The 17640-nt window shown below is 70.3% G+C and carries 19 protein-coding genes; 11 read left to right on the top strand and 8 right to left on the bottom strand.

Going from position 1 to position 17640, the window contains the following annotated elements:
- Window positions 1-600 (top strand): DUF4126 domain-containing protein, encoded by a 600-nt coding sequence (locus AB0C28_RS52885; protein WP_357860589.1) that lies wholly within the window; start codon window positions 1-3, stop codon window positions 598-600.
- Between the two features lie 17 nt (window positions 601-617).
- Here the strand turns inward: AB0C28_RS52885 and AB0C28_RS52880 are convergent, their stop codons facing one another.
- Window positions 618-1421 carry an alpha/beta hydrolase gene (locus AB0C28_RS52880; protein WP_358084703.1) on the bottom strand — a complete coding sequence of 268 codons (804 nt, stop codon included), beginning with the start codon at window positions 1419-1421 and terminating at the stop codon, window positions 618-620.
- On the bottom strand, window positions 1422-2222 hold the full coding sequence (locus tag AB0C28_RS52875) for a glucose 1-dehydrogenase (protein WP_358084701.1): 801 nt from the start codon (window positions 2220-2222) through the stop codon (window positions 1422-1424). It abuts the gene before it with no gap.
- A 137-nt stretch (window positions 2223-2359) separates the two neighbouring features.
- On the opposite strand from AB0C28_RS52875, the gene AB0C28_RS52870 reads away from it, so the two are divergent.
- Window positions 2360-2974: a hypothetical protein gene (locus AB0C28_RS52870; RefSeq protein WP_357860598.1), complete on the top strand. Its 615-nt coding sequence runs from the start codon at window positions 2360-2362 to the stop codon at window positions 2972-2974.
- Between the two features lie 53 nt (window positions 2975-3027).
- The gene (locus AB0C28_RS52865) at window positions 3028-3603 is read left to right on the top strand and encodes a Uma2 family endonuclease (RefSeq protein ID WP_358084698.1); all 576 of its coding nucleotides are present in this window, start codon (window positions 3028-3030) and stop codon (window positions 3601-3603) included.
- 123 nt (window positions 3604-3726) lie between these two features.
- Here AB0C28_RS52865 and AB0C28_RS52860 read toward each other — a convergent pair whose 3' ends face one another.
- Window positions 3727-4326 (bottom strand): PadR family transcriptional regulator, encoded by a 600-nt coding sequence (locus tag AB0C28_RS52860; RefSeq protein WP_357860607.1) that lies wholly within the window; start codon window positions 4324-4326, stop codon window positions 3727-3729.
- A gap of 40 nt (window positions 4327-4366) precedes the next feature.
- Between AB0C28_RS52860 and AB0C28_RS52855 the strand changes: the two genes are divergently transcribed.
- A complete protein-coding gene (locus tag AB0C28_RS52855; protein WP_357860610.1) occupies window positions 4367-5146 on the top strand; it encodes an alpha/beta hydrolase in 780 nt (259 codons plus the stop codon).
- A 535-nt stretch (window positions 5147-5681) separates the two neighbouring features.
- Here the strand turns inward: AB0C28_RS52855 and AB0C28_RS52850 are convergent.
- Genes AB0C28_RS52850 through AB0C28_RS52840 form a run of 3 tightly spaced genes read right to left on the bottom strand, consistent with a single transcriptional unit; the run spans window position 5682 to window position 8834 of the window.
- Window positions 5682-6395, bottom strand: a complete 714-nt coding sequence (locus AB0C28_RS52850) for a PepSY domain-containing protein (protein WP_357860613.1) — start codon at window positions 6393-6395, stop codon at window positions 5682-5684.
- Window positions 6396-6452: 57 nt separating this feature from the next.
- Complete coding sequence (gene uvrB / locus AB0C28_RS52845; RefSeq protein WP_357860616.1) at window positions 6453-8564, bottom strand: excinuclease ABC subunit UvrB; 2112 nt, start codon at window positions 8562-8564, stop codon at window positions 6453-6455.
- 36 nt (window positions 8565-8600) lie between these two features.
- A complete protein-coding gene (locus AB0C28_RS52840) occupies window positions 8601-8834 on the bottom strand; it encodes a helix-turn-helix transcriptional regulator (protein WP_106244753.1) in 234 nt (77 codons plus the stop codon).
- A gap of 170 nt (window positions 8835-9004) precedes the next feature.
- Here AB0C28_RS52840 and AB0C28_RS52835 point away from each other — a divergent pair, with 170 nt between their 5' ends.
- From AB0C28_RS52835 to AB0C28_RS52825, 3 genes are read left to right on the top strand one after another with little or no spacing between them, the layout of a single operon-like run.
- On the top strand, window positions 9005-10633 hold the full coding sequence (locus AB0C28_RS52835; RefSeq protein ID WP_358084695.1) for an SPFH domain-containing protein: 1629 nt from the start codon (window positions 9005-9007) through the stop codon (window positions 10631-10633).
- Complete coding sequence (locus AB0C28_RS52830) at window positions 10633-11874, top strand: SPFH domain-containing protein (RefSeq protein ID WP_357860621.1); 1242 nt, start codon at window positions 10633-10635, stop codon at window positions 11872-11874. The genes AB0C28_RS52835 and AB0C28_RS52830 overlap by 1 nt, the downstream gene beginning before the upstream one ends.
- Window positions 11875-11883: 9 nt before the next feature.
- Window positions 11884-12657: a sporulation protein gene (locus AB0C28_RS52825; RefSeq protein ID WP_357860624.1), complete on the top strand. Its 774-nt coding sequence runs from the start codon at window positions 11884-11886 to the stop codon at window positions 12655-12657.
- Here AB0C28_RS52825 and AB0C28_RS52820 read toward each other — a convergent pair.
- The gene (locus AB0C28_RS52820) at window positions 12654-13439 is read right to left on the bottom strand and encodes a class I SAM-dependent methyltransferase (RefSeq protein WP_358084692.1); all 786 of its coding nucleotides are present in this window, start codon (window positions 13437-13439) and stop codon (window positions 12654-12656) included. The genes AB0C28_RS52825 and AB0C28_RS52820 overlap by 4 nt on opposite strands.
- A 158-nt stretch (window positions 13440-13597) precedes the next feature.
- Here AB0C28_RS52820 and AB0C28_RS52815 point away from each other — a divergent pair, with 158 nt between their 5' ends.
- The 4 genes from AB0C28_RS52815 to AB0C28_RS52800 all read left to right on the top strand — a co-directional run bounded on the left by AB0C28_RS52815 (window position 13598) and on the right by AB0C28_RS52800 (window position 16412).
- Window positions 13598-14638 carry a hypothetical protein gene (locus AB0C28_RS52815; RefSeq protein WP_358084689.1) on the top strand — a complete coding sequence of 347 codons (1041 nt, stop codon included), beginning with the start codon at window positions 13598-13600 and terminating at the stop codon, window positions 14636-14638.
- Window positions 14635-15252, top strand: coding sequence for a hypothetical protein (locus AB0C28_RS52810; RefSeq protein ID WP_357860630.1), 618 nt, complete (start codon window positions 14635-14637; stop codon window positions 15250-15252). The genes AB0C28_RS52815 and AB0C28_RS52810 overlap by 4 nt, the downstream gene beginning before the upstream one ends.
- Before the next feature lie 12 nt (window positions 15253-15264).
- Window positions 15265-16062, top strand: coding sequence for an inositol monophosphatase family protein (locus AB0C28_RS52805; protein ID WP_358084686.1), 798 nt, complete (start codon window positions 15265-15267; stop codon window positions 16060-16062).
- 107 nt (window positions 16063-16169) lie between these two features.
- Window positions 16170-16412: a hypothetical protein gene (locus AB0C28_RS52800; protein ID WP_357860636.1), complete on the top strand. Its 243-nt coding sequence runs from the start codon at window positions 16170-16172 to the stop codon at window positions 16410-16412.
- A 7-nt stretch (window positions 16413-16419) separates the two neighbouring features.
- Here AB0C28_RS52800 and AB0C28_RS52795 read toward each other — a convergent pair whose 3' ends face one another.
- Complete coding sequence (locus AB0C28_RS52795; protein WP_357860639.1) at window positions 16420-17592, bottom strand: SLC13 family permease; 1173 nt, start codon at window positions 17590-17592, stop codon at window positions 16420-16422.
- Window positions 17593-17640 lie beyond the last annotated feature (48 nt).

Here is a 17640-nt window from a genome sequence, read left to right as displayed (position 1 = left end):
ATGCTCGCCGCATTGACCGGTATGGGCCTGTCCACGGCCGCCGGGCTGAACGCGTACATCCCGCTGCTGGTCGTGGGGGTGCTCGCGAACTTCACCGACGCCGTGAAGCTGCCCGAGGCCTACTCCTGGCTGTCCAACTGGGGCGTGCTGGCCGTGATCGCGGTGCTGCTGGTCGCCGAGATGGTGCTGGACAAGGTGCCCGCCGTCGACAGCGTCAACGACGCCATCCAGACCGTGATCCGCCCGGCCTCGGGCGGCGTGGTCTTCTCCGCCACGAGCGCGGCGGCCGAGTTCGAGAGCTCGACCTGGATGACCGAGCATCCGTGGGCCGGCTGGGTGCTGGGCATCGGGCTGGCGCTCGTCGTACACGTGATCAAGACCGTCGCCCGGCCGGTGGTCAACGTGAGCACGGCGGGGACGGGCGCGCCGGTCGTGAGCACGGCCGAGGACGCCGGCGCGCTCGGCATGAGCCTGATCGCGATCTTCCTGCCCGTGCTGGTGATCCTGGCGCTGCTGCTGCTCGCGGTGCTGGCCTGGTGGGTGCTGCGGCGCGTACGCCGCCGCCGGGCCCGCAAACGGGCGGCCAAGGGCTATCCCTGAGGCCCGCTTCGCGGCGGTCAGAGCTTGCGCACCCACCCCTCCAGCGTCTGGGCGAAGTCCTCTGGCCGTTCCTCGTGCAGCCGATGGCTCGCCCCCTCCCAGCACACCACCACAGAGGCGGGATCGTCGATCAGCCCCGCCTCCCAGGCGGCCCGCCCCGGATCGGCCCAGATCGACAGCACCGGGCAGCGCCTGCGGGCCAGGTAGTCGTCACTGGCCGGGCGCACCCCGATCGCCTCGGGCCCGGTGAACATCGCCTCGAACGCCTCGGCGAGGACGTGCGGCGCCATGCCGTGGAGCCGGCGTTTGTGCCAGCGCCTGATGACGTCGGGGGTACCGGCGTTCGTGCACCACTCGTCGATGCGCTCGGCGGCGGCGTGCGGGTCGTCGCCGCGCAGCGAGGAGATCATCTGGGGGAAGCCGCGGGCCAGGGCGGCCGTCATGCCGTAGCCGGGGTCGAGGGTGACGAGCGCGCGCACCCGCTCGGGGTGCTCGACGGCCAGGATGGACACCACCTGACCGCCCATGGAGTGCCCGACGGCGATCACCCGGGGGATGCCGAGCCGGTCGAGCAGGACGTCGAGGTCGCCGGCCATCATGCGCGGGGTGTTGCCCGTGTCGGGGACCGAGGAGTAGCCGTGGCCGCGCAGGTCCACGGCGATCACGCGGTGGTGGGCGGCGAGCGCGTCGATGTGCCAGGACCACTGGTGGGAGTCGGCGCCCCAGCCGTGGACGAGCAGTAACGGGGGGCGGTCGTCCTCCGCCCGCCCGTCGTCGGTGTAGAAGAGCCTGACGCCCGGCCCGACCTCCGCGTACGGCATCTACCCCGCGCTCCCCTCCTGCTTTTCCGGCTCTCCCGGCCTTGCGAGGCCCTCAAGCTGGGGCATCAGCGCGCTCTCCCCCGCCGTCCAGCCACCGTCGATGGCCAGCTCCGCGCCGGTCATGTACGAGGCGGCGTCGGACAGCAGGAACGCGATCGCCTCCGCCACCTCCTCGGGCTCGCCCCAGCGCCCGGCGGGGGCCAGCGGGAACGTGCCGTCGCCCGAGCGGGCGCCGAGCGGCTCGGTCATGGGGGTGATGATCATCCCGGGATGTACGGAGTTGACGCGGATGCGATAGCGCCCGAACTCCAGAGCCGCGATCTTCGTCAGCCCGCGCACTCCCCATTTGGACGCGCCGTACCCGCCCGTGCTCGGCAGGGCGAACAGCCCCGCGACCGACGACAGGTTGACCACGGCCCCGCCGCCCGACTCGCGCATGGCGCTCACCACGGACTTGAGCCCCAGGAAGGTGCCGACCAGATTCACCTGGAGCACCCGCTCGAACTCCTCCAGCGACTGGTCCTCGATCATCGCGACGGAGGCGATGCCGGCATTGTTCACCAGGCCGTCGAGCCTTCCGTACGCCTGCGTGGTCTCGGCGACCACCGCCGCCCACCCGTCCTGGCTCGTCACGTCGTGCTCGATAAAACGGGCGCCCAGTTCCTTGGCGGTGGCCGTGCCCTCCTCCACGAGAACGTCGGTGATGACGACCCGCGCCCCGGCGGCGACGCAGCGCCGGGCGGTGGCCGCCCCCATGCCCCGGGCTCCGCCGGTGATGATCACAACTTTGCCGTCCAGCACGCGCTGCCCTTTCTGGGGTGTTTCAGGAATCATGTGAACTGAAACACACCGTTCTGCCCTGATCAAGGGCTTGCTTGGTCGGGCGCGCCGGATCCCGTCCGGCGGACTATCCTTCAAGGCATCAACCCCAACGGGAGGTGGCGGAGATCGGCGAGTTCCTAGTCATCGTGCTGGTGATCCTGGCGTTCCTCCTGCTGCTGGGAGGCGTGGGCATCTACCTCCTGGTCAAGCTGGGCAAGAAGGCCGCGGTGAAGGCCAAGGAGGCCACGAGCCGCCTCACCACACACGTCAACGCCATGGGCACCGGCGACGCCGCCGAGGTCGAACGTCTGCGCCTCGACCTGCGCCGCGAGGTCTCCCTCACCCGCCAGGCCGTCGAGCAGGCCCAGCGCCAGGGCTGGGGTCTGGGCGAGCTGCCCCACCTGCTGGCCGACCTGACGGCCCAGGCCGAGGTGCACGACGGGCAGCTCGGCATGTACGCCCAGCAGCGCCGTGTGTCCCCCTATGTCGACCATGCCACCCTCAACCGGCTCAGGGAGCACCAGGCCAAGCTGACGGCCATGTGCGCCCGCATCCGCGCCGACCTGCTCGGCGACCAGGTGACCCACACGGCGACCGGCATCGCCGACCTCAGCTCCCGCACCGACCTGGAGATCGAGGCCCGCCGCCAGGCCCCCGTCAAGGACCCGCTCGACGAGATCGACGAGCTCTACCGCCGCACGATGGAGGAACGCAAAGACCACCCCCGGTAACGCCGTGCTGTGACACCATGGACGCGGCCAGTCACCCTTCCAGGAGCCGGTCCATGAGCACAGCCTTGCCGGAGTGGTTCTACCCCGGCCCTCCCGGCGGCTGGACCGCCGACCTGCTCGACCACCTTCCTCCCGACGCGCCCCGGCACGTCGAGCTGATCGACGGCGCACTCGTCCTGCGCCCACCGCAGACCGCCTTCCACATGCTCACGCTCCGCCTCCTTGAGCGCTCGCTCCGCCCTCCGAGGCACCTCACGGCCGTACGCGAGATGACGCTGACGCCGAGCCCGCGCCAGCGCCCCGAGCCTGATGTGATGCTGGTCGCCAGGACGACGATCAGCCCGGACACCACGACTTTCCGGCCGGAGGACGTGCACCTGGTGGTCGAGGTGGTCTCAGCCGAGTCCATGGAAAGGGACCGCACGACCAAGCCGCTCAAGTACGCTGACGCCGGCATCCGGCATTTCTGGCGGGTGGAGAACGACAACGGCTCGCCTGTCGTGTACACCTTCGACCGGGAGCCCGCGACCAGGGCCTACGTCCCGACCGGCATCCACCGCAAGCGACTGCACACCCATATCGGCTTCGACGTGGCCATCGACCTCGACCTGCGAAAGGTCACCGACTGATCGGGCCGGCAGCCTCCCGCCCCACCGCCCTGCCACCCGTTCCCGGCTCGACGATTCGGCAGGTTCCTGCGGACACGGCCCGTGCCCATGCCCCCACCCGGTCCTGTGCCCGGGCCTGCACCTCTACCCCGGACCCGGGCCTGCGCCTCTACCCGTACCCGTACCTGCGCCCCCGCCTGCTCCAACACCTGTGTCGCCGTGTTCCAGGGCTTCGATGGTGGCGCGGAGCCAGGCCAGTTCGGCCTGGCTGGTGGCGTGGGCGATGGTCAGCAGGCCCTGCCGGAACGGGTCGCCGAACTCCTCGGCCCCCATCGGCCGGTCACCGTCGTCGTAGAAGAAGCTCGTCGGCTCCTCCAGGAAGGTCAGCCGTCTGCGCAGCACTGCCGCCTGGCCCCTGGGCTCGTCGAGGTGACGCAGGAAGGCCAGCAGCACGAACCACCGGTTTTCATCGCTGATGTCGAGATCGTCCGGGTCGCGCAGCCGTCGCTCCAGCTCCGCCTGCCCCTCGGGCGTCAGGTAGAGCGTGCGCCGGGGCGCGGCGGCGATGCCCGGCTCGTCCTTCCTGATCAGCCAGCCGGAGGCCTCCATCCGCTTGATCGCCGGATAGAGAGTGCCGTCGGCCACCGGACGCACGTGCCCCATCAGGGCCGCGATGCGCCGGCGCAGGTCGTAACCGTGTAACGGCCGGTCCCTGAGGAACCCGAGTATCGCCAGCTCCAACATGTATGCCACTATACATCGCAGCCGATGTATATTGAGCCCGATGCACAGGAGACCCACCATGCACCATGCCATCGTCCATCCCAGCGGCGCTCACATGCGCTGGGTGGAATTGCCCGGCGCCGAGCCCGCCCGCGTCTACGTTCACGGCCTCGGTGCCACCTCGGCCCCCTACTACGCCCAGGTCGCCGTCCATCCGCTGCTGCCGCGCAACCGTTCCCTGCTGATCGACCTGCTCGGGTTCGGCATCAGCGACCGTCCGGAGGAGTTCTCCTACACGCTTGAGGCCCACGCCGACGCACTGGCGGCGGCGCTGCGGGCGGCGGGGGTCGAGGGCGCGTCGCTGATCGCGCACAGCATGGGCGGGGCGGTGGCGACGACGCTGGCCGCCCGTAACCCCGATCTGGTGGCCGGCCTGATCCTGGTGGACGCCAACCTCGACCCCTACCCGCCGTCCCCCGTCCGGCCGGGCACCAGCGGCATCGCGGACTACGAGGAGGAGGAGTTCGTGACGGAGGGCTGGAAGGACGTACGCGACCGGGTGGGGCCGCACTGGTGGTCCACGATGCGCCTGGCCGACCTGCGCGGCCTGCACCGTACGGCGGTCAGCCTGGCCAGAAACACCACCCCCACGACCCGCGAGCTGCTCCTCGGCCTGCCGATCCCCCGCGCCTACCTGCACCCCGAGGGTTCCGCACCCAAGGGGGCGGAAGAACTACGTGAGGCAGGCGTCCAGGTGCTGGCCATCCCGGAGTCGGGCCACAACATCATGCTCGACAACCCCGAAGCCTTCGCCCACACCCTGCGCACCCTCCTCCCCTGATCCCCCAACCCCATCGAAGACTCCAGGCAACCCCTGCTGCTGACTGAGCGCGCGCTCACAGGGCCGATGACGCGATGGGACCGATGGCGTGGCGGGACCCATGGCGCGACGGGCCAGCGGCGCAGCGAACCGCCGGCGTGACGGGGCCAGCAACACGATGGGGCCAACGGGCACGATGGGGCCGATGGCGTGGCGGAGCCGATCGCGTGGCGGAGCCGATCGCGTGGCGGAGCCGATCGCGTGGCGGAGCCGATCGCGTGGCGGAGCCGGCAACGCGATGGGGCCAGCGGCGCGCCGAACCCCGTCAGACCGGACCTCACCCAGCCGAACCCTCCCGAGGACAACTCCCCGTCAAACCGGACCCCGCCGAAGCGGACCCTTCCGAGGGCGGGCCGTGTTCGGGCGCGGCCCGGGATCTCCTGCCTGCTGACGGCGGCCGGGCTGCCGCACCGGCCGGCGTTCTCGGCCGCGACCAATCGCCGACCGCTCCCTCGGCGGCGCACCGGCCTGGTCGGCGATCGTTGGGGGCGAAGGGTCAGGTTGTGGTGCTGTTGGACTGGATGACCTGGCCGGTGGTGGCGTCGACGGTTACCTCGTGTTTGGTGCCGTTCGGGGTGATCACGTCCGACTCCCACACGGTCTTGCCCTGCTCCGTGTCCAGGTTGAGCTCCGTGACGCGGCCCTCAGGGACCGCGGCTGCGATCTTGTCGGCGGCCTGGGCGTAGTCGAGTTTGGCGGCCGCCACCCGGTCCCGGTGTTTCGTCTTGTCCGACTGGTCCTCGTTCTCGGTGGTGGGGCCGCTGACGACCTTGCCCGCTTCGACGTCCACCTGGTGCTCGGTTCCGTCTTTGGCGACGACCTGCACCTCCCAGGTGCGCCCGCCCTCCTCCGTCTCGATCGAGATGAGGGTGGAGCCGGGCACCGCCGCCAGGGCCGCCTGGCCGGCCTGCTTCAGGTCTTCGAGGGCGTTCTGGCCGGGACCACCGGGGCTGCCCGGCCCACCCGGCATGCCCGGCTCACCAGACCCGCCCGGCATGCCAGAGCCACCTGGACCGCCAGGCCCGCCCGGGCAACCTGGGCAGGGCGAGTCGCCCGGGCTTCCCGGGGCGCCTGGGGCGGTGGTCGAGGTGGGGGTGCCGATGGAGGGGGAGGGCTGGGCGGCCAGCCGCTCCACCTCGTTGAACGCGGTGCCGCAGCCGCCTGCGAGCACCGTCGCACCGACCAGGGCACCGATGATCGTCTTGTTCATATCTGGACGCTGCCCGTCACTTGGCAAAGCATTCGCCCAGGTCAGGCGGGGTATGGTCTATTTGACCCCCGCCTCGCGCATGTCGCGCAGCTCCCGCTTCAGCTCCTTGATCTCGTCGCGCAGCCGTGCGGCCACCTCGAACTGGAGGTCAGCGGCCGACTGGTGCATCTGCTCGGTCAGCGACTCGATCAGCGACTCCATCTGCGCGCGAGGCATCTCACCGGCGATGGCCTTGGCGTGCTGGCCGGCCTGGCGGGCCGCGAAGCCGGGCACGGGCGCCTTGCCCCGCGACTGCTGCCGGCCGCTGCCGCCGAGCAGCTTGTCGGTGTCGGCGTCCTCGCGCTGGAGCGAGTCGAGGATGTCGGCGATCTTCTTGCGCAGCGGCTGCGGGTCGATGCCGTTGGCCTCGTTGTAGGCGATCTGCTTGGCCCGGCGCCGGTTGGTCTCGTCGATCGCCCGCTCCATCGACGGGGTGACCTTGTCGGCGTACATGTGGACCTGGCCCGAGACGTTACGGGCGGCGCGGCCGATGGTCTGGATCAGCGACGTCTCCGAACGCAGGAAGCCCTCCTTGTCGGCGTCGAGGATCGCCACCAGCGACACCTCGGGCAGGTCGAGGCCCTCACGCAGCAGGTTGATGCCGACGAGCACGTCGAACTCGCCCGAGCGCAGCTCGCGCAGCAACTCGATGCGGCGCAGCGTGTCGACCTCGCTGTGCAGGTAGCGGACCCGGATGCCCAGCTCAAGCAGGTAGTCGGTGAGGTCTTCCGACATCTTCTTGGTCAGCGTGGTGACCAGGACCCGCTCGTCGCGCTCGGCCCGCTCGCGGATCTCGTGGACCAGGTCGTCGATCTGGCCCTTGGTCGGCTTGACCACGATCTCGGGGTCGACCAGCCCGGTCGGGCGGATGACCTGCTCGACCACCTCGCCCTTGGCCCGCCCCAGCTCGTAGGGGCCGGGCGTGGCCGACAGGTAGACGGTCTGGCCGATGCGCTCCAGGAACTCCTCCCACTTCAGCGGCCGGTTGTCGAGCGCCGACGGCAGCCGGAACCCGTGGTCGACCAGGGTGCGCTTGCGGGAGGCGTCGCCTTCGTACATGGCGCCGATCTGCGGGACGGTCTGGTGGGACTCGTCGAGGACGAGCAGGAAGTCCTCGGGGAAGTAGTCGAGCAGCGTGTTGGGCGCGCTGCCGGCCTCGCGGCCGTCCATGTGGCGCGAGTAGTTTTCGATGCCGGAGCAGGTGCCGATCTGGCGCATCATCTCGATGTCGTACGTCGTGCGCATCCGCAGCCGCTGCGCCTCCAGCAGCTTGCCCTGCCGCTCCAGCTCAGACAGCCGCTCGGCCAGCTCGACCTCGATGCCGGCCACGGCGGCGGCCATGCGCTGCTCGCCCGCGACGTAGTGGGAGGCGGGGAAGATGTAGAGCTCTTCGTCCTCGGTGATGACCTCGCCGGTCAGCGGATGCATGGTGGCGAGCTTCTCGATCTCGTCGCCGAACATCTCGATCCGGACGGCCAGCTCTTCGTATTTCGGGATGATCTCGATGGTGTCGCCGCGCACCCGGAAGGTGCCCCTGGTGAAGGCCAGGTCGTTGCGGGTGTACTGCATGTCGACCAGGCGGCGCAGCAACTGGTCGCGGTCGACGTCCATGCCGACGCGCAGCCGGGCCATGCGGTCGACGTATTCCTGCGGCGTGCCCAGGCCGTAGATGCACGACACCGAGGCGACGACGATGGTGTCGCGGCGGGTGAGCAGCGAGTTGGTGGCCGAGTGGCGCAGCCGCTCGACCTCGTCGTTGATCGAGGAGTCCTTCTCGATGTAGGTGTCGCTCTGCGGGACGTAGGCCTCGGGCTGGTAGTAGTCGTAGTAGGAGACGAAGTATTCGACCGCGTTGTTGGGCAGCATCTCGCGCAGCTCGTTGGCGAACTGCGCGGCGAGGGTCTTATTGGGCTGCATGACCAGGGTGGGCCGCTGCAGCCGCTCGATCAGCCAGGCCACGGTGGCGGTCTTGCCGGTGCCGGTGGCGCCCAGCAGGACGTTGTCCTTCTCCCCGGCCTTGACGCGGCGCTCCAGCTCGGCGATGGCCGTCGGCTGGTCGCCCGATGGAGTCATCTCGGTGACGACCTCGAAGGGCGCCACCTTCCGCTGCAAATCAGTGACCGGTCGCATGGTGCCCACTGTAGGTGGCGCCACCGACAGAAAGCGTCAGGCCGGACGCTCGCCGATCCGGGGGAAGGGCGTGGTGGAGAAGACGACCTCCACCGGAACCTCGAAATAGGCGGCGATCCGCAGCGCCAGGTGCAGGCTGGGGCTGTATTCGCCGCGTTCGAGGTAGCCGATGGTCTGGTAGTGCACCCCCAGGGCGTCGGACAGCTGCCTGCGGGTCACGTTGCGCTCCGCGCGCAGCAGCGCGATCCGGTTGTGGACGCTCTCGCTCATCACGGCGTGACTTCCCAGCCCCTCTCATCGCACCCCCCCCGATAGCAGGGCTCTGACATCCATAGCATACCTGCGACAAACAGCAATACACCTGTGACACCGCATTGCAAGCGAACAGTAAGTCATACCCGATACGGTCGAATTCGCCTGTAGCGGAAGAGGAAGGTTTCATGTCACGACCCAGAGAGGCACTGATCCAGGCAGGACAGGGCATAGCCCGAACGGTGGCCCAGGGGGGTGACGTACGCCAGGCGGTGGGCCAAGCCATGGGCCAGGTGGCCGGCCAGGCCGGGCAGCTGCAGGCCCAGGCCGCCCAGGGCTTCACGCTCAACCCGCACGACTTCGCCGCGGCCCGCGACGGCGGTGTGTCCATCGGCACCCTCATCGAGGCGCGCACCGCCTCGCTCAACGAGGCCGGCGAGATCGTCAACCGCAGCTTCGCCGAGAACGGCATGCACGTCATCTCCCCCGTGGTGATCCCCAAGGGCAGCACCGCCAAGGTGATCGTGCCGCTGGGCATCCTCGTGCTGCTCGGCCTCATCGGCGCGCTCGGCAACATCGTCCCGCAGGCGGACGTGGTGTTCGGCCCGCACTACTGGGTGGTGCTGGTGCTGGCGGCCGCGTTCCTGTGGTGGCGGCGCAGCGTGGTGATGGTCCCCGAGGGCTGCAAGGCCCTGATCACCCAGTTCGGCAAGCTGGTGCACATCGCGGACCCGGGCCGGGTGACGCTGTTCAACCCGTGGAAGCGGGTCAGCTACATCGTCAACACCACCCGCGAATACCCGTTCAACGCGCCGATCAGCGAGGCGCCCACCCAGCAGGGCGTCAAGGCCAGCGTGGACCTGTTCCTGCAGTTCAGGATCGAGAACCCGGCGGAGTTCATCTTCGTGCTCGGCTCGGTCAGCGGCTTCCAGTCCAAGCTGCAGAACGCCATCAGCGAGGTCACCCGCTCCCTGATCTACGCCCAGCGCGCCGAGGAGATCTACGACCTGGTCGGCGAGAGCACGCTCGGCATGCTGGAGAGCCTCAACCAGCAGTTCCTGCCCGCCGTACGGCTCACCGACGTCAACATCACGCACGCCGAGCCGTCCAGCCAGGAATACCGGATGGACCTGGCCGCGCCCGAGATGGTCCGCGTCGCCAAGGAGGCCTACACCTACGAGTACGAGCTCCAGCTGCGCAAGGAGCAGAACGAGGGCGACCTGATCAAGGAGCTGGCCGGCCTCCAGGAGACGCTGAGCGCCATCCAGGCCGAGATCGCCGGCTATCAGGCCCGCATGGACACCGCCCTCGAACGCGCCACCCACCAGGCCACCGCGCAGGCCAGGCAGCGCCTGGTCGAGGCCGAGTCCACGGCCAACGCCAACGCCGCGCTGCTGGAGGCCCAGGCGCTCGACATCAGGGCGCTGTCGGCCGCCGAAGCGCCCGAGATCCTCGACTACCGCTTCCAGCAGGACCTGCTGACCAAGCTGGAGTCGGTCGCCACCAGGCTGCCGCAGGTCGTCCAGGTGGGCGACCAGACCGACATCGACTTCCTGGCCCTGGCCCAGCAGCTCGTGGGCGGCAAGGGAGCGGCGCTGTTCTCCGCCGAGGACATGGCCGCCATCCGCTCCAGGCTCGACGAGATCGGCCAGCGCGTACGGGGCCGCGAGGGCGAGATCGCCGCGCTGCTTGCCAAGACGGCCGCCGACGTGGAGCAGCCGCCGCAGGTGCCGGAGCCCGACTCCGACCTCGAATCCACCGTCGAACGGCTGCTGCCCGGCGGCAAGCACCACGGACAGGCTGGGAGTGGGATCTGATGAGCCGCGACTTCTCCAAGATCAAGGAATCGGTCGCCTCCTGGGGCGACATCCGCCAGCTTCTGCGCGGCGGCGAGCAGGGCCAGCTCGTGCCCGTCGTCATCCCCAAGGACCGGCGCGGCTTCGCCTGGATGACGCTGATCTTCCTGGCGCTCTACTTCGCCGGCATGGCGGCGCTGAGCGACTTCACCGTCACGGCGGCGCTCGCCTCGCTGTTCTTCCTGCTCATCGCCCTGATCACGATGTGGCGCAAGGCCATCATCGAGATCGAGGAGGGCACCACGGGCGTGCGCAGCCGCTGGGGCGCCATCACCGGCACGCTGCCGCCCGGCCGCCACTACCTCTGGCTGCCGTGGGACCGGGTGGACGCGGTCGTCGACACCTCCACCGAGATCCCGTACTCGGCGCCGATCGTGGCCTGCCCGACCGCCGAGAACGTGCCGCTGAAGTCGATCGAGTTCTTCCTCAAGTTCCGCATCGTCGACCCGGTCGCGTTCGTCCGCACGATCGGCGCGGGCAACTTCGACCTGGTGCTGTCCAGCGCGGTGCAGGACGCGATCAGGCAGCGCAGCCGCCGGGTCAACACCGAGCGCGCGTACGACCTGCGCGGCTCCGACGTCGGCGACATGCAGGACGCGCTCAACCGCCAGCTGGGCCGCTACGGCGTGCGCGTCACCGGCTCCAACATCCCCGACGTGCAGCTGCCCGACCAGTACCAGCAGCACCTGGCCACCCGCGAGAAGGTGGCCAAGGAGCTGTCGGCCTACGAGCGCGAGTGGGAGCTGACCCGCAAGCGCCGCATCGACACCCTGCTGATGGAGATCGAGCGCTCCAAGAAGACCCGTGACGCCCGCGTCGTCGAGGTCAAGGCAGCCCACAACACGGCCCGCAAGGACGTCGCCCGCATGCTGGAGGAGCAGGAGACCGAGGCGCAGCGGGTGACGTGGGAGATCGAGGCGCGCGGCCGGGCCGAGCTCACCGCCGCCGAGAACGAGGCCAAGGCGCTGCGCCGCCTGGCCGAGTCGTACCGGGACAACCGGGCCGTGCTGCAGTACGAGCTGGCCCGCAAGCGCCTCGACGTGGGCGCGAAACTGGCGGAGAATGCCCCCCAGCCGCTGGTCGTACGCACCCAGCAGGGTCAGGCCGACTCCGCGCTGTCCACCCTCCTGCTCGCCCAGCTGCTCCCCCGCATCTCGGGCACGGGAACGGATCAAGTGAACGGCCGTACACCTTCCGCATAGGAGAACCCCATGGTGTTCCGCAAGCTGATGGCCGCGTTCGGCGCGGGCGTCGAGGTTGACACGGTGTTGACCAACACGGGCGTGCGCCCTGGCGAGCTGCTGCGCGGCGTCGTCCATTTCCGTGGCGGCAACTCCGAGTACAAGGTCGAGGGCATCCACATCGACCTCACCGCCGTGGTCGAGGTCGAGCAGGGCGACAACGAGTACAAGACGTCCTACAGCTTCCTGCGCCAGCAGGTCGCGGGGACGTTCCAGCTCGCCGCTGGCGCGCAGCACCAGCACCCGTTCGAGATCCCGGTCCCGTGGGAGACGCCCATCAGCGCCATCGCGGGGCATCCGCTGCCCGGCATGCGGCTGGGCGTCCAGACGGAGCTGGCGCTGGCGGGGGCGCTCGACAAGGGCGACCTCGACCCGCTGTTCGTCAGCCCGCTGCCTGCGCAGGACCACGTGCTCGGCGCGCTCGACCGGCTGGGCTTCCAGTTCAAGAAGGCCGACCTGGAACGCGGCACCCTGTACGGCTCGACGATGCCGTTCTTCCAGGAGATCGAGTACTACGCGGGCGGTCAGTGGCGGCGGCACTTCAACGAGCTGGAGCTGACGTTCATCGCCGGGCCGCGGCAGATGGACGTCATCCTGGAGGCCGACAAGCGGGGCGGCTTCCTCAGCTCCAGCCACGACGCCTACAACCGCTTCACCGTGCGCTACGACGACCCGCCGAACTCGGCGGACGCGGCCCTGCAGCGCGGCCTGGAGCAGATGGCCCGCCACCGCGGCTGGTTCTAGGTCACGCTCACGGCCAGCAGGTGACCGCTGACCCCTAAGAGCGACGGTTCGCACTCAAGCCGGCGGGCGGCGTCGAGCAGCAGCTCGCGCCGCCCGTCGTCGTCCAGCCAGTCGTCCACGTCCCCGTAGAGCCAGAACGCGCCCTCCAGGCCGTAGACGCTCGGCCGGGGCAGCCCCGCCTCGGTGAACTCGGCGACGATCTCCTCGGGGATATGGCTGAACCCGCGGAAGCCGTCCTCTCGCGGCGAGACGATCTCCCCGGTCTCCACGGTGCGGTATTCGACCTCCGCCCGCCCTTCGCGCGGCAGCGTGCCCAGGCGGACGCTGTCGTGCAGGGCGGCGTAGCGGCTGATGAAGGCCGAGGCGACCAGCCCGCCCGGGCGGACGGCGCGGCGGGCCTCGCTCAGCGCGCGGACGCGGTCGGCGCGCTCGTGCAGGTGGTAGAGCGGGCCCAGCAGCAGTGCCGCGTCGGCCGCCCCGTCGGGGACGGGCAGGTCGCGGGCGTCGCCCAGGCGGGCCTGCACGCCGGGCAGCGCCGCGGCCTCCTCGACGTGCAGCGGCACGGGGTCGATCAGCTCGACGTCGTAGCCCGCGGCGGCCAGCCACGCGGCGTGCACGCCGGTGCCGCCGCCCACGTCGAGCACCTTCGCCGGCGCCGGCGGCAACGTGCGCAGCAGCACGTCACGGGTACGCCAGAACTCCAGCCGTCCCCGCCCTTCCCGCAGCCTGGTCAGTTCGCCGCCCTGCTCGTAGTAACGCAGGACACGGGGATCCTCGATCATGCCGCCGGATCCTACAATCGCCGGTTTTGCGCGGGCGAGGCAATATTCCGGACCACCTTCCGACAGGAGATCGCTCCTTTGCGTGTGCTGGCAGTCGCATGGCGCGGTCGTTACCATGACGTCGGGAACTGACTGATCGTCGGACGGCGGGGCGAGCGATGGCACGGTTCATGGCGGCGTTGAAGCGGGCCGCCCCATGGGCGGCGCACAACGCGGACGGCGCCATCGCGCTCGGGCTGGCGATCGTGGTCGGTGTGCTGGGCATCATGCCCGACGAGATCTTCGGCCCCGAGGGCGAGGACATCCAGCGCCAGCTCGTGACCGCCGCGACCCTGGTGATCCTGGCGCTGGTGGCCACCGCGCTGCTGCGCGACCGCGTCCGGCAGGCGCCCGTGGAGAAGACGATCACCTCGGGCGCGCTGGCCGAGCTGCCGCTGCGCCTGGCCAGGCTGGAGGAGCTGGAGAGCCTGGCGCACAGCACGCGCCGGGCCCTCGACGCGCTCGAACTCGTCCGGGTGCTGGGCAGCAGGCAGGAGATCGCCCAGTCCCACGCCGAGGCCCGCCGAGACACGACCAGGTGGAGCTTCAAGGGCGGCACCGGCACCTATCTGCGCGCGGTGACGCTGCCGGCCTGCGTGGCGGCCGCGCGCAGGGACAAACGCCACCTCACGGTCAGGGTCGAGGTCATCGATCCGACCAACCTGGAGGTGTGCGAGACGTACGCCCACTACCGCCGTTCGCTGGAGGACCATCCCGACGCCACCGGCGAGTCGTGGACCACCGACCGGGCCAGGAAGGAGTCGTACGCGACCATCCTGACCGCCTTCTGGCACCGCCAGCGCTACGGCCTGCTCGACATCGAGGTCGGCCTGTCGTCGACGATGACCACGTTCCGCTGGGACCTGTCCACGACCCGCCTGATCATGACGGTCGAAGACCCGAACATGGCGATGACCGCGCTGGCCGACACGTTCTACTACGAAAACTGCGACACCGAGCTGCGGCTCAGCTTCGAGCAGGCGCGGCGGGTGCCGCTGGAGATGTACAAGAAGGTCCCGCTCGGCGACGAGCCCACCATCGAGGAGGTGCAGGAGCTGTTCGCGCGGATCGGGGTGCCCCTGCCCAGGTCGTACGACGGCCGCGACGTCGTCGACATCGCCCGCAAGGCGCTGCGCGCCGTCGATCCCTACGGGTCATGAGCTACGCCGGCGTACGCGACGTCCTGGCCGCCGGGGAGGCCAGGCGGTGGGCCCTCGACGTGCTGGCCCGGCCCGATCTTGGCGCGGTGCGGCATCCGCTGGGATTCGTCTGCCTGCCACTGGAGCGTGACGGCGGTGAGGGGGTATGCCTCCATCTGTGGTCCGATTCGCTCGCGCACGCCGAGAGCACCACGTCGCAGATCCACTGCCACAGCTGGGACCTGGTCAGCCACGTGCTCTACGGCCAGATGCGCAACGTGCACGCGGTGGTCACCGACGCCCGCGCGGACGCCACGCACCGGGTCTACGAGGTGGTCAGCGGGGCCGACGGCGACCGCATCTCGCCCACCCCCCGCACCGTGCGCCACGAGACGGGCCTGGTGGAGGTCTTCGGCCCCGGCGACACCTACACGCTGGCCGCCGGCCTCTTCCACAGCAGCGTCGTCCCGGAGGGCGGCGAGGCGGCCACGATCGCGCTCGGCAGCGGCCGCCCCGGCAGCCGCGACCTGTCCCTGGGCCCGCTCGACGGCGGCGCCCACCACGTGTCCAGGCAGCCGCTGGACCCCGGCGAGACGGCCGCGGCCGTCCGCCTGATCACCGCGCACCTGACCTGAGAGGGCACTGCGATGGACCTGGACCACGCTCGCAAGATCGCTGTCGAGGCCGCGGAGGCGGCGGGCGCGCTGCTGCTGAAGGGCACGCGGGGGGCGCTGGGCGTGCGGGCCAAGGGCGAGGCGGGTGACGTGGTGACCGATCTCGACCTGGCCTCCGAGCGGCTGCTGCTGGACCGGATCCTGACGGCGTACCCGTCGCACACGGTGATCGCCGAGGAGTCGGGGCTGGTCGGGGCGGCGGGCGGCGAGTGGACGTGGCTGGTCGACCCGCTCGACGGCACCAACAACGTGGCGATCGGGCTGCCCGCCTACGTCGTGGGCCTGGCGCTGTGCCGCGACGGACTGCCTCAGCTCGGCGTGGTGCACGACCCGGTCTCGGCGTGCACGTGGTCGGCCGTGCGAGGGCGGGGCGCCGTGGCCTCGTCGGGCGCGCGCCTGTCCGCCGTGCACCGGCCGCACCCGCAGGGGCCGCTGCTGGCCTGGATCCAGGGGTACGGTATCCCCAGGGACGACCCCACCCTGCGGCGGCTGAGGACGGCGCTCGACCTCAACGCGCGCCGGGTGCTGCAGCTGTGGGCGCCGCTGCTGGCGTGGGCGATGCTGGCGCGCGGCGACATCGACGGCGTCGTGGGCTACCGGGCCGGGGTGGTCGACCTGCCCGCGGGGGCGCTGCTGGCATTGGAGGCCGGGGCCGAGATCCGGGAGCTGGACGGCGGGCCGTACGAGGAGTGTGTGGACGTCTCGCAGACGCGCAGCTTCGTCGCGGCACACCCCAGCACCATGCCTGCACTTCTCTCCCTTCTGGGGTGAGGAAAAGTGCACGGATAATGTGTGTCTTTTGTCGATGAGTTCCGCCGCCGTTCGACGTCTTATTAGAGAGTGCCGCACCAACGGCACCACGCGGAGAGGAGCCCGACATGATGACCACGACCGAGCTGGCGCAGGTGCTCTTCGCCACCACCCTGCAGCCGTCCGACGAGCTGTCCGCCTACCGGATCCGGGCGGCCGTGGACGAGCGGCTGTGCGCGTGCGGCGGCGACCCGGCCTGGTGCGCGGCGTACGTGGCGCAGGAGGCCGGCGACCACCCCGAGACGTACGTGCGCCGGATGCGCTGGGCCCTGGACGCGGTCGCCGTCGCCTACGAGCCGGCCGCCGCCTGAACCCGTATCAGCCGAACCGGACCAGCGTCCACACCGTCACGAGCAGGCCGACGACGGCCAGCCCGGCGCCGGTGAGCAGGAAGCGCCGCATCGGGACCTTGACCCCGTGGCGGCGGCACGACTCGAACCACAGCAGCGTGGCCAGCGAGGCCCACGGGGTGATGACCGGGCCGACGTTGGTGCCGACGAGCAGTGCCAGCAGCAGGTCCCGGTCGGTGGCCGGGATGACGAGCTGGACGGCCTGGTAGGCGGGCAGGTTGTTGATCAGGTTGGACAGTCCCGCGCCCACCGCGGCGGCGCGGTAGGGGTCGCCCTCGACACCGATCATCCAGCTCATCAGGGCGGACAGCCCGTGGTTGCTGAGCGTGGGCACGACCAGGAAAAGGCCGGTCACGAAGATGAGCAGTTGCCAGGGCACCAGGCTCCAGGTCAGGCGCTCGCGGGCGCGCAGCAGGAAGGCCGCCAGGACGATGGCGGCCGCAGCGGTGGCGGCGATGGCGACGTGCGCCTTGAACAGCAGCAGGGCGATGAACAGCAGGCATCCGGCCGAGGCGGCGGTGAACAGCGCGCGGTCGGCCACGGGCTCCAGGATCGGCGGTGTGTAGCGCAGGTCGCGGCGCTCGCCGCGGCGCCAGTAGAACGCCCACAGGAACGCCATCGTGACCGCGATGGCGGCGAGCTGGGGGGCCCACATGCGGGCGGCGAACTCCTGGGCGTCGAGGCCGATCTTCTTGATGCCGAGCAGGTTCGTCAGGTTGGACACCGGCAGCAGCAGGCTGGCCGTGTTGGCCAGCCAGATCGTGGTCATGGCCAGGGGGAGGGCGGCGATGCGGGCCCGGGGGGCGAGGGCGAGCATGACCGGGGTGAGCAGGACCGCCGTCGTGTCCAAGTTCAGAAATATCGTGACAAAAGACGCGAAAGCGGTACAAAGAAAAAAGAGGGCGGCGTAGTTGCCGCGTCCGAGCACCGCCATCCTCGCCGCGATGGCGTCGAAGACCTGGGCCTCCTTGGTCAGCTCGGCCAGCAGGATGATCGCGACCAGGAAGACCAGCAGCGGGCCGATCTCGGTGAGGCTCTCGACCGCCTCGGCCCAGGGCAGCAGCCCGGTCGCCACGAAGACCAGACCGAGAAGCAGCAGCCCGACCCTGACCAGGTCGAGCACGCCGAGACGCCGCAACACCCGACGATGATCGCACACCGCCGGGAGGCGCGATACCCGAGGATGACG

This window comes from Nonomuraea sp. NPDC048892 (genome assembly GCF_040649735.1).
In the GTDB taxonomy this organism is placed as follows: domain Bacteria; phylum Actinomycetota; class Actinomycetes; order Streptosporangiales; family Streptosporangiaceae; genus Nonomuraea; species Nonomuraea maheshkhaliensis.
Note: the sequence above shows the minus strand (reverse complement) of the source record. Positions and strands in the feature narration are given on the sequence as shown.